Source organism: Achromobacter sp. UBA5777 (assembly GCF_002418565.1).
Lineage (GTDB): Bacteria > Pseudomonadota > Gammaproteobacteria > Burkholderiales > Burkholderiaceae_B > Achromobacter > Achromobacter animicus.
This window is the reverse complement of record NZ_DIEJ01000039.1, coordinates 4,167-4,725: the sequence shown is the minus strand read 5'-3', so window position 1 is coordinate 4,725 and position 559 is coordinate 4,167. Positions and strand designations below refer to the sequence as shown.

Here is a 559-nt window from a genome sequence, read left to right as displayed (position 1 = left end):
GCGCCGCGGCCGGCGGGGTGATCGCGACGGGCGCACCCGGCGCGGACACCAGGCACGCGCGGCCATCGAAAACGGTCGAGCAGGCGCCGCAACGCACCAGGCCATTGCGGACCCGAAGCTGATCAGGCACCACCTTGAACGAGGTGCCGCACTGCGGGCAGCGGGTGGTCAGAGCCATGAGGCGTGCTCCTGCTGCCGGGACTCAGGGCTTCTTGCCGTGCAGGCAGACCCAGCCGTCGCGCGCACGCCAGACCGACATGGCCAGCCAGGGCGCATAGGCGGCCGCGACCTCCTCGGCCTGGCGTTCCAGCACGCCGGACAACACCAGGTGGCCACCCGCGGCAACGCGGCCGGCCAGCATGGGGGCCAGCACCTTCAGGGGATTGGACAGGATGTTGGCGACCACGACTTCGAACGTGCCGTCCGCCAGTCCGTCGGGCAGCATGGCCTGCAGTTCGACCTTGTTGACCTCGGCGTTGAACACCGTGCTCTGCACCGCCTGCGCGTCGATGTCGACCGCCTGCGTGGGGCCGGCGCCCAGCTTGCGCGCCGCGATGGC

At 71.4% G+C, this 559-nt stretch carries 2 protein-coding genes; both read right to left on the bottom strand.

Annotation, left to right across the window (positions count from 1 at the left end; genetic code table 11):
- Window positions 1-178: MJ0042-type zinc finger domain-containing protein (locus tag B3446_RS02765; protein ID WP_291377239.1), on the bottom strand; the 178-nt coding region annotated here is incomplete at its 3' end.
- Window positions 179-202: 24 nt separating this feature from the next.
- Window positions 203-559, bottom strand: a 357-nt coding sequence (locus tag B3446_RS02760) for a 50S ribosomal protein L11 methyltransferase (protein WP_291377238.1), incomplete at its 5' end; no start/stop codon positions are given.